General features: G+C 59.1%; 8 protein-coding genes. 5 read left to right on the top strand and 3 right to left on the bottom strand.

The features are described from left to right. Together AB5405_RS08175 and AB5405_RS08170 are read left to right on the top strand one after the other, a co-directional pair. On the top strand, window positions 1–727 hold a 727-nt coding region (locus tag AB5405_RS08175), incomplete at its 5' end, for a TipAS antibiotic-recognition domain-containing protein (RefSeq protein WP_368138142.1). A gap of 51 nt (window positions 728–778) precedes the next feature. Next, window positions 779–1,024: a glutaredoxin family protein gene (locus tag AB5405_RS08170; protein ID WP_368138141.1), complete on the top strand. Its 246-nt coding sequence runs from the start codon at window positions 779–781 to the stop codon at window positions 1,022–1,024. Between the two features lie 177 nt (window positions 1,025–1,201). On the opposite strand, the gene AB5405_RS08165 is transcribed toward AB5405_RS08170, so the two are convergent. The 3 genes from AB5405_RS08165 to AB5405_RS08155 all read right to left on the bottom strand — a co-directional run bounded on the left by AB5405_RS08165 (window position 1,202) and on the right by AB5405_RS08155 (window position 6,356). Continuing rightward, window positions 1,202–2,155 (bottom strand): tRNA dihydrouridine synthase, encoded by a 954-nt coding sequence (locus AB5405_RS08165; RefSeq protein ID WP_368138140.1) that lies wholly within the window; start codon window positions 2,153–2,155, stop codon window positions 1,202–1,204. A 53-nt stretch (window positions 2,156–2,208) separates the two neighbouring features. Then, window positions 2,209–5,466 (bottom strand): ATP-binding cassette domain-containing protein, encoded by a 3,258-nt coding sequence (locus tag AB5405_RS08160; RefSeq protein ID WP_368138139.1) that lies wholly within the window; start codon window positions 5,464–5,466, stop codon window positions 2,209–2,211. Between the two features lie 254 nt (window positions 5,467–5,720). Beyond that, window positions 5,721–6,356 carry a TlpA family protein disulfide reductase gene (locus tag AB5405_RS08155; protein ID WP_368138138.1) on the bottom strand — a complete coding sequence of 212 codons (636 nt, stop codon included), beginning with the start codon at window positions 6,354–6,356 and terminating at the stop codon, window positions 5,721–5,723. Here AB5405_RS08155 and AB5405_RS08150 point away from each other — a divergent pair. The 3 genes from AB5405_RS08150 to AB5405_RS08140 form a co-directional block, all read left to right on the top strand. Beyond that, entirely contained in the window at window positions 6,331–8,064 is a 1,734-nt protein-coding gene (locus AB5405_RS08150; protein WP_368138137.1) for a hypothetical protein, read from the top strand. The genes AB5405_RS08155 and AB5405_RS08150 overlap by 26 nt on opposite strands. Before the next feature lie 392 nt (window positions 8,065–8,456). Then, window positions 8,457–10,454, top strand: a complete 1,998-nt coding sequence (locus tag AB5405_RS08145; protein WP_117820832.1) for a DNA gyrase/topoisomerase IV subunit B — start codon at window positions 8,457–8,459, stop codon at window positions 10,452–10,454. Between the two features lie 45 nt (window positions 10,455–10,499). Beyond that, a partial coding sequence (locus tag AB5405_RS08140; protein ID WP_368138136.1) for a DNA gyrase subunit A occupies window positions 10,500–10,783 on the top strand: 284 nt, incomplete at its 3' end.

The raw sequence follows: 10,783 nt of genomic DNA, 5'->3' as shown, positions 1-10,783 counted from the left end.
TTGGGAGCGTGGCGAGGTCACACCGGGCATCGACATGATGAAGCTCATTGCAGCCGTAACCGGAGAACCCTTGTCTCACCTGCTCGAAATGCCCGAGCACTATTGCCAGAGCTGCGGCATGACACTCACGCCCGACGACTGCGGCACCGATGCTGCGGGCACCGCGACCGACCATTACTGCAAGTGGTGCTACGACCACGGCCAGTACACCTACGACACCACCATGGAGGCAATGATCGAGGATTGCGCCCCGCGGCTGGCGCAAAACACCGGCATGTCGCTCGACGAAGCCGTCTCGCTCATGGGCGCCGTCCTGCCGCAACTGGAACGTTGGCGCGCCGTGCAGGAAAACGAGGAGCGCTACGGTGCCGAGGCGCGGGCGCGCTATGGCGACGAGGCTATCGATGCAGCAAACGAAACGTTACTGGACATGGACCCCGAGACATGGAACGACATGAAGGAACTTGAACGCGCTGTTCTGGGCCAGCTTTCGATTGCCATGGGCATTGGCGACCCAGAGAGCAACGAGGCCCACAAACTTGTCGCAATGCACCGTCGATGGATTGCCCTTAACTGGGGACACGAGCCCCAAGACGAAGCATACCTGGGCCTCGCCCACGGTTATCTTGCCGATCAGCGCTTTGTTGACCACTACGACAAGCCCTGCGGCACCGGAGCCACGGCGTTTCTGGTCCAGGCCATCGAGTCGTCGTTGACGCGCGCATAGACCGCGGCTGCTTTGGGTATTTCAATCGAAACCTCAACCGATTGGAGACCCATGGCTACTAATCATGAGCTCACGCTGTACGTTATGACCGGCTGCCCGTATTGCATAAAAGTCAAACGATTCCTTGCCGATAACGGTGTGACCATCCCCGAGCGCAATATCTCGACCGACCCCGAAGCCGAGCAGACGCTCATCGCCGTCGGCGGAAAGCGCCAGGTTCCCTGCTTGTTCATCGACGGCAAGCCGCTCTACGAGTCGAGCGACATCATCGCGTGGGTACAGAAGAACCTGCTCTAGCGTGCTATTGCGGTCGGCCGGCCCCAACGCCCCAACCCATACGACCCAAACATGTACGTCAGCATCCAAAGTCGACATTTTTCGACATCTTTGGATGCTGGTGTACAGCTTTTTGCTACATAGTCGTTGGGGACGTCCTTAAATGACCAGTCGTTAAAGAACGCCCCCGATGACTAGTTAGCCGTGGAAGCGAGCTGTGGGTGCAAGCGGCTGTTCGCGAAAGACGCGCTCGACGGCGGCGCGGTATTCGTCGACCTTTTTGGTCTTACGTACGAGCTTGTGAACGGTAGCGGGGTCGGCGAAAGCGCACTTGGCGTAGAACCACCACTCCTTCATACGAAAGACCGCGTTGCCGCCAATCTCTTCTGCATAGACCGCAAACAGCGTGTCGTGGAAACGCTGCAGTTCGGTTGCCGTGGCAGCAGGACCGCCCTTAACCATGCGAGCCAGCGCGGGGTTCGCGAGCAGGCCACGCCCTAGCATTACATGGCGCGTGTCGGGATAGGCCTCCGCCAGCGCGTCCATATCCTCAAGATCGAAAATGTCGCCGTTATAGGCCACCGGAAACGGCGCACGCTCCAGCGTCTCGCCGTAAAACTCCTTGCGCGGCGAGCCCGTATAACGGTCCTTCTGTACGCGCGGGTGCACAATCAGCTCTGCCAACGGCATGCGGCAATACAGATCGAGCACACGTTCATACTCGTCATCGCGTTCCAACCCCAGCCTGGTCTTTACCGATACCGGCAACGGCGACCGCTCGCACACATCGCTTAAGAACGCCTCGAGCTCGTCGAGATTGCGCAAGAAACCCGAGCCCTTGCCCTTGGCGACAACCGTTCCCGAAGGGCAACCCAAGTTGAGATTGACCTCGCGGTAGCCCATGTCGGCGAGCACCTGTGCCGCCCACACAAACTCGTCCGCGTTCTTGGACATCAGCTGAGGCACTACGTTGAGCCCCTGGTTATTGGCAGGATCGATCTCCTTAAACGCCTTGCCGCCAAAGCGATTTCCCACCCGCGGCGGCGGCAAAAACGGCGTGTAATAGCAATCGAGCGCGCCGAAGCACTCCGCATGCACGCGACGGAACACATGCCCGGTTATCCCCTCCATAGGGGCCAACGATAGAATCATCTACTCTTCTCTCATATCAACGAACGTGACAAAGGGACTGTCCCTTTGTCACATTATTCGGAGCGCAGGGCTTCGACGGGGTCCTTCTTGGATGCGCTACGGGCCGGCAGCAGGCCGGCAACAACCGTCAGCAACACAGAAATTGCAATGAGCACCAGCGCATCCTGCACGGGCAGACTCATTAGGTTGGGGACCTGTTTGACCGCAAGCGCCCAAGCATTGACCGGGAAGCTCACGGCCACCACGACGACAACAGCAAAGACGCCGGCGATGAGGCCCTCGATAAAGGTCTCGGCATTGAATACGTTGGCCACGTTGCGCTTCGACGCGCCGATCGCACGCAGGATGCCAATCTCCTTTTTGCGCTCCAGAACGCTGATGTAGGTGATGATGCCGATCATGATGGAGCTCACCACCAGGCTGATACTCACGAATGCGATGAGCACCAAGCTGATGGTGTTCACGATGTCGGTCACCGAACCCATGATGATGCCCATGTAGTCGGTGTATGAGATTGCCTGTTCATCGTGGCCAGAGGCTTTAACCTGCTTGTTGTACGCGTCGATGTGATCGAGCACGCGCTCCTTGGCCTCAAAGTCGCGCGGGAAAATCTTGACCGAGATGGGGTCCGCCTCGTCCGCATAACCCAACGTGGTCAGATTGTTGTCGTAGGTGAGCTTCGAAGCCTTGGCATAGCTCATCATGAGCGAACTCAGGTCCTCGGCGTCCATGTTGAAGTGGATGGCATGAGCAAAGGCACTCGCATCCACGCGCATGGCGCTCGCCAGGTTAGCAAAACTCGAAGACATCTGCGTCGCCATCTGGTCCATAAGCCCTGCCGCGCCCGCCTTGAGCTGATCTGACACCGTCGCCACAATCTGGTCGCTGATCGACTTTATCACCTGATCCAGAGCCTGCTGCAGATATGGAGCCAGCTGCTTTTGCACATAGTCGGTCATTGCCTGTTGCAGGCGCTCGGCCAGGGCATCGCCGCCGAGCGCCTTGAGCTGAGCCAGGATTTGCTGGGCTGCCGTATCACTCTCAAGATACGTCGAGAATGCGGCAGAGAGCTTTGACGCGTCCTTAAGATCTTCGGGCGACAGTGCCTTAAACTGATCAGACTGCAAAAAGCCCTCAAACAGCTGGTTGGCTAGTGTTCCCACCTGCTGCATTTGCTCGGGCGTGAGTTCCAGACCGTCAAAGATACCCGAGAAATCTGGGGTTGGCGCTTTTGCCATGATGTCGCTGAAGTCGATGTCCTTGCCAACGCCCGAAAGATCAATATCCAGGCCCGACAGATCGACGCCCGAAAGATCAATGCCGTCGCCGGCCGCACCCGAGAGCGCAGACGCATCAAACGAAAACGCGCTCTTGAGCGCCGCCTCGTCCACACTGAACATGCTGCCCAGATCAACGCCTTGCTTGGCCTCGCCTTGCAGTTCGTCGAAGGTTTTGCCCGTAAAGACATCCGTCTCGGGGTGGGCAAGCTGCTCCTGCACAATCTGCGAATCGGCGGCGCGCTCCATAAGCTGGCGAGTCAGCGCATGCGTGTAGGCAATGCCCGGGGACAACGCGCTCGCATTGGCCGTCTCGTTTGGTCGCACCACGCCCACAATGTGCACGTCGATACCGTCGGCAACCTTGGCGGCCATAAAGTCGGTGTCGCCAGACATATCGGTCCACATGCCGGTCTCTTCGTTTTTGCGATACGCATCGGCCGGCGACAGCACCTTAAACGTCGTGGACAGCGCATCGTCGTAGGTAAAGTCGGTGCCGGTCTCGGGCGTTTCGACCCCACCGTCAGCCGTCATAGCGCTGTTTACCAGATCGTTGAGCTCATTGATATCCAGCGCGCCGATACTGTAGAGCGTGTAGTCGCCCACCGTGCCACGACTCGAAAGCACCATCACGGCTTCGTTGGCGGACGTGGGCCAATGACCGGCAACGACATCGTACTGGCTGTCGAGCAGACTCTGATCGTCAATCATTTCGTTGAAGACCGAGGTTCCCATGGACTCCATGCTCACCGTTGCTGCTGAGCTCGCGCCGCCGCTCATGGCCTCGGTCATGGCGTTGGGCACCAGCCGGACAGGCTTCTCATCGCCCTTGCCGGCACGATAGACAACCGGCGATACACCGTAGCCGTACTGAATGGCGTTGACCTCTTTGTCGATACCATCGCCACCGGCATCGAGCCATGCCTTAAAGCTCGTCATGTCGTTGGACTTAACACTCGCAAACATATCCTTTACGGCCGTAACCACGGGAATCTCATCGGTTCCCTGAGCCTTGCCGTCGGTGCCGCCGTCGGACGAACCCTCGTTTTTAGACGCCTCGTCATCCGCAGCCCCCTGACCACCCATCATAGACGACAGGTCGTAGTCCTGCTTGGAAATGGCGAGCGGATAGCTCGAGAGCGTATCCTCCTCGACCTTTTTGATGTAGCCGTTTACGCCATTGGAGAGCGCCAGGATCGCCGCGATACCGATAATGCCAATCGAGCCCGCAAAGGCAGTCATGGCCGTACGGCCCTTCTTGGTCATAAGGTTTCGGGCAGAAAGCCCCAGCGCCGTCACAAAGCTCATCGAGGTTTTGCGCGTAGGCTTGGCCTCGCGGCGCGTGGCGTCAGCGACATCGAAAGGATCGGAATCGTCGGTGATCTTACCGTCCGCCAGGTTGACGATGCGCGTGGCGTACTGGTACGCCAGCTCGGGATTGTGCGTGACCATGATGACCAGGCGGTCGCGCGCCACATCCTTGAGCAGATCCATGACCTGTACGGATGTCGTTGAATCCAAAGCGCCGGTCGGCTCGTCTGCCAGCACAATCTCGGGATCATTAATCAGGGCGCGGGCGATGGCCACACGCTGCATCTGCCCGCCCGAAAGCTGGCTCGGGCGCTTGTTAACGTGCTCGCCCAAGCCGACTTTCTCCAACGCCTCGCGCGCACGCTGGCGGCGCTCGGCATGCCCCACGCCCGTGAGCGTGAGCGCCAGCTCCACGTTTTCCAAAATGGTCTGATGCGGAATGAGGTTATAGCTTTGGAACACAAAGCCGATGCGGTTGTTGCGATAGGCATCCCAATCGCGGTCACGGAAGTCCTTGGTCGAAATACCGTCAATCAACAGGTCACCGGAATCAAAGTGGTCCAGCCCACCGATAACGTTGAGCATTGTGGTTTTGCCCGAGCCCGAGGGACCCAGAATGGCCACGAACTCGTTATCGCGAAAAGCCAGGCTCACGTTATCGAGCGCCACCTGCGTAAACGACTGTGTGACGTACCTTTTGCAAATACCTTTGAGCTCCAACATGGACGGCAACCTCTCCCACGCGGACGCACTTGCCCGCTCTCCCCCGCCGTTCGTATTCGACGCGTTTGTCCTACTCTATCCCCATTTTTTGCCGGAGCCAGTGAGGAATGTAGGGAACCGCGCCAAAAAACGAACGGGACGACGCCCAAAAGAAGAGGTCCCGAGCGGGACCTCTGTATGGTGGAGATTATCTTGAAAGGCAGCGGACTACTCCGCACAGCGGCGCGCGATCCTCGCCATGCTTTACGCGTTTTCTACTGCTCGCTATTCGCAATCGCCTGGTCGATAAGCTTGTCGAGCGCTGCGCGCTGCTCAGCGGAGCTGATGGCTCCCACGATTGGATCCCCTACGATGTTGCCATTCTGATCGATGACATACGTTGTCGGGAACGAGAACAAATTTGACGTAAACTTACCGGCCTCGCTATCCGACTTGAACCAGATGTTCTTATATGTCACGCCCTTCTTGCTCAGCACGTCCTTGGCATCTGCGATCTCGCCCTTGTTGCCATCGAGCGTAAAGGAATTGACGCCCACGACCTGGCCGCCCTTCTCGGCAAGCTCCTGATTCAGCTTCTCAAGATCGCCCAGCTCGCCCACGCACGGCTTGCAAGTAGTGAACCAGAAGTTCATGACGGTGACCTTGTTCTTAGAGAACAGCTCGTCGCTGTTCACGTCGTTGCCATCCAGGTCCTTGCCCGTAAAGCTGGGGAACTTCGTCGCCTCGCTCGAAGCATTGGCACCAGCCGTCATGCCAGCGGTCGAAGCGTCGACGCTCTCGCCTGCACTCGGCGTGCTTCCACAGCCGGGGAACTCCTTCTCCAGGCTCTCGAGCTTGTCCTCGAGTAATGACGAGATCCGCGTGGTGTCGCATACGTCATGGCGCAGCATCTCGCGCGGCCGCCTGCAAGAGGATGGCTACCATTGCCTGCAGTGCCCGCGTATCACGGTGGGCAAGACGCTCGTCGACGGGCGCTTGTCGGGTGCCTACCTCCACCGCCGCGGAACCACCGCAGAAAAGGCACTCGGCAGCGAGGCTGAGGTTGCGCTGGAGTGCTTTACCCTGTGGTCGGACGTTTCGGGCGACAGCCTGACGTTCCGCCAAGTTCTCCGCTTTCCGCAAGCACCGTCGAGTATCGAACTGGGCGAGCCCGAGGATATCAACGGCAAAATGGTGGTGCCCGTTGCGTACGAGACCGCAGACGGTTGCGGCTGCGCATCGTACGCCGTGATCGGCCAGTCCATTGCGGGCTGGGGCGTTATGTCACCAGACGCCACGGTACCCCGTGCGGTGCCGTGGCCGCAGCACACGGGCTTTTTGGCCACCGTCAACGAGCAGCTGCAGCATATTACTTGGACGCGAGGCGCGGCGGCATTTGCGTCGGAGCCCGTGGGTGCCGCAGGCTGTGGCCCGGCATCGTTTAGCGTAAGCAACAACGGCAGGTGCGTGCTCTATGTAGAGAACACCGATGGCAAGGTGGGACAGACCTACGACGAAGAAGGCAACCCGGTAGCAGTGATGGGCAAGCACTTCCGCATCTTCGCCAGCACCTTGGCAGGCGATCTGTTCACGGAGCCGTTCGTGATGTGCGAGCTGGACCATCCCATCGATCAGATAACGACATTTTTGACGTCGGGAGGCATGCTCTCCGCGCTCGCCACGCACATTGTGAGCGCGGAGAAGAGCGAGGCAGAGCTGCACGGCATCGAAGTGCCCTTGGTGGCGTGTGCCACTCCGACGGGCGCGGTCGCTACCTCGGGCGCGGTGGTGCCCGGAGCAGCAGGCGAATCCTTCATGGTCACGGTGCGAAACGACGGCAACACCTTGCTGACCGCCGGCACGATCGATCTGTACCGAGAGGGCTCCAGCCAGCCGTTCTCCAGCGCATCCATCGGATTCGGAGCGAACGCACGCATGGCTTCGATCTACGATCCAGAGCTTGCCGAGGACGCTTCGGCCAACGACATGGCACGCGTGAAGTACGCGCTCGAGACGCTGGGCACACGTTTTGCGACGCACCCGCTGGTAGCCGACAACGGCAACGCCGTGCTGGCACCGGGTTGCACGGCACAGTTCCGCATGAGCTTCGCCATCCCCGAGAGCTGGAGCGACGAAGTGGGCAAACGCGTAACGCTGTATGCGAAGGCGCGTAAGCTGGTGGCGCTCGATCCCGTGACGCTCGAGGAAATTCGACCGGGCACAAACTCGGCGCTTGGTGCCGTACTGCACGAGCTTCATGTGCCCGACGCGGCATGCGAACGCTCAGAAGTTCAGGTCGGCGTATGCGACAGCGCGGATACGACAGGACTTCACGACGCCCCGATGACGGCGGACAGCGATAGTGGCTCGAGTGGCGGCGGTACCGACGAGGGCGGCGGCTCCGGCGGAAGCAGCTCCGGCAGTGGCAAGGACCACGGCAATAACAAGCGCTCCGGAAAAGCGGGCGCGCTTGCGGGCACGGGCGATGTCAACGCTCCCCTTACGGCAGCCGCTGCAGCACTCGCCGCAGCCGGCGCCGGCCTCGTCGCCTACAGCGCCCGCCGCACGGCGCTCGAAACCGACACCGCCAATGAGGTCAATTCGGATAGGCCTCGCTAGCCCCTAGTTACTTTTGTGAGAGACGCCGACTCGGCTCATCGAACATCAAATGGGCTGGTTCTGGATACCCAGAGCCAGCCCATTACGCATTAGATATCGTCAGTGGAGTCGAGTTCTGCCTCGAGCTTGGCACGCCGTCTTTTCGCCAACAATCCGCACGACACGTCTTCGACAACGTATCCAACCGCAAACGCAGCAAGACACATTCGGCCGTCTTCAAACTTACTCGGACAAAACCGACTCGGTTTTGTGCGAGTGAGCTCTTTTCAGCCTAAGTTCGAACGATTGTTCGATGGATTTCGTGTTGGGTGGAATCGCCCACGGGCTGGGCTATGCTACCTTGACTATCTATACGACTTAAATACACAAGAGGAAGTACCAAGAGAGCGAGCATGGCAAAAAACACCGCAAACTATGGTAACGACAGTATCCGCCAGCTCAAGGACGAGGAGCGCGTACGCCTGCGCCCCGCCGTCATCTTTGGCTCGGACGGACTCGACGGCTGCGCGCATGCCGCCTTCGAGATCCTGTCCAACGCCGTTGACGAGGCGCGCCAGGGCTACGGCAAGCTCATCACCCTTACCGCCTTTCGCGATGGCTCTATCCAGGTAGAGGACAACGGCCGCGGCTGCCCGCTCGACTGGAATCCCTCCGAGAAGCGCTTTAACTGGGAGCTCGTCTTTTGCGAGCTCTATGCAGGTGGCAAATACAACAACAACCAGGGCGGCGACTACGACTTCTCGCTCGGTACCAATGGCCTGGGCTCGTGCGCGACCCAGTACGCCTCCGAGTACATGGACGTCACGGTTTGGCGCGACGGCAACAAGTACTCCCTGCACTTTAAGAAGGGCAAGGTCGTCGGCGCCAAAAAGAAGGCACTCGAGATTGAGCCCAGCGACGAGGACCGTACCGGCACCACCATCAAGTGGCGCCCCGATCTTGAGGTCTTTACCTCCATCAGCATCCCCCACGATTGGTATCGCGAAACCATGCGCCGCCAGGCCGTGGTCAACGCCAACGTGACCTTCCGCCTGCGCATTGAGGGCGACGATGGCGAGTTTTCCGAAGAGGACTTTTGCTACCCCAAGGGCATCGAGGACTACGTGCTCGAGAAGGTCGGTACCGACTACCTTACCGAGCCCTTCTTTATCGAGGCCGACCGTCGCGGTCGCGACCGCGAGGACCTGCCCGACTACAACGTAAAGATTACCGCGTGCATGTGCTTCTCGCGCACCTTCATGATGCAGGAGTACTACCACAACTCGTCGTGGCTCGAGAACGGCGGCTCGCCCGAGAAGGCGGCCCGTAGCGCTCTGACCAGCGCCATCGATGCTTACATTAAGCAACAGGGCAAGTACAACAAAAACGAGAGCGGCATCAAATGGCAGGACGTCCAGGACTGCCTGGTGCTGGTGACCAACTGCTTCTCCACCCAGACGTCCTACGAAAACCAGACTAAGAAGGCCATCAATAACCGCTTTATCCAGCAGGCCATGACGGCCTTCTTTAAGGAGCGCCTCTCGACTTACCTGATCGAGAACAAAGACGCTGCCAACAAGATTATGGAGCAGGTGCTCATCAACAAGCGCTCGCGTGAGAATGCCGAGAAGACGCGCCAGAGCATCAAGACCAACCTGCAGCAGAAGACCGATATGGCCAACCGCGTGCAGAAGTTCATTGACTGCCGCTCCAAGGACAAGAGCCGTCGCGAGATCTACATCGTAGAGGGCGACTCGGCAGCTGGTGCCATCCGCACCTCGCGCGATGCCGAGTTCCAGGGCGTTATGCCCGTCCGCGGCAAGATTCTCAACTGCCTGAAGGAGGACTATCCGCGCATCTTTAAGTCCGACATCATCATGGACCTTATGCGCGTGCTGGGCTGCGGTGTGGAGATCAAGGACAAGCGCATCAAGAACCTGGGCGCCTTTGACCTGGACAACCTCAACTGGAACAAGGTCATCATCTGTACGGACGCCGACGTCGACGGTTATCACATCCGCACGCTCGTGCTCACCATGCTCTACCGCCTGGTGCCCACACTTATCGACGAGGGTTACGTGTATATCGCCGAGTCGCCGCTCTACGAGATCAACTGCAAAGAGAAGACCTACTTTGCCTACACCGAGCTCGAGAAGAACGGCATCCTCAAAGAGATCGGCGACCAGAAGTGTTCCATCAACCGCTCCAAGGGTCTTGGTGAGAACGATCCGGACATGATGTGGCTCACCACCATGAACCCCGAGACGCGCCGCCTGATCAAGGTGGAGCCCGAGGACGTCACCAAGATGGAGACCATGTTCAACCTGTTGCTGGGCAACGACGAGGCGGGCCGCAAGCGTCACATCTCCGAGCACGGCAAGGAATACCTGGACCAGCTGGACCTGCAGTAGCAGCAAATCGATAACGACGGCCCATAAGAAGTTCAAGAGGAAATCGTGGCAAAGAAGAAGACGAAGAACCAGCCAAAGAAAAAGCAGGTCAACGCCGAGAACGTCATCGGCCTGCACTCCGAGGTCACCGACCAGCCGATCACACAGACGCTCGAGGTCAACTACATGCCCTACGCCATGAGCGTCAACGTCTCGCGTGCGTTCCCCGAGATTGACGGCTTTAAGCCCTCGCACCGCAAACTGCTCTACACCATGTACAAGATGGGTCTGCTCAAGGGCGAGCGCCAGAAGAGCGCCAACATCGTGGGCCAGACCATGAAGCTCAACCC

Source organism: Collinsella aerofaciens (assembly GCF_040920445.1).
In the GTDB taxonomy this organism is placed as follows: Bacteria; Actinomycetota; Coriobacteriia; order Coriobacteriales; family Coriobacteriaceae; genus Collinsella; species Collinsella aerofaciens_BH.
Note: the sequence above shows the minus strand (reverse complement) of the source record. Positions and strands in the feature narration are given on the sequence as shown.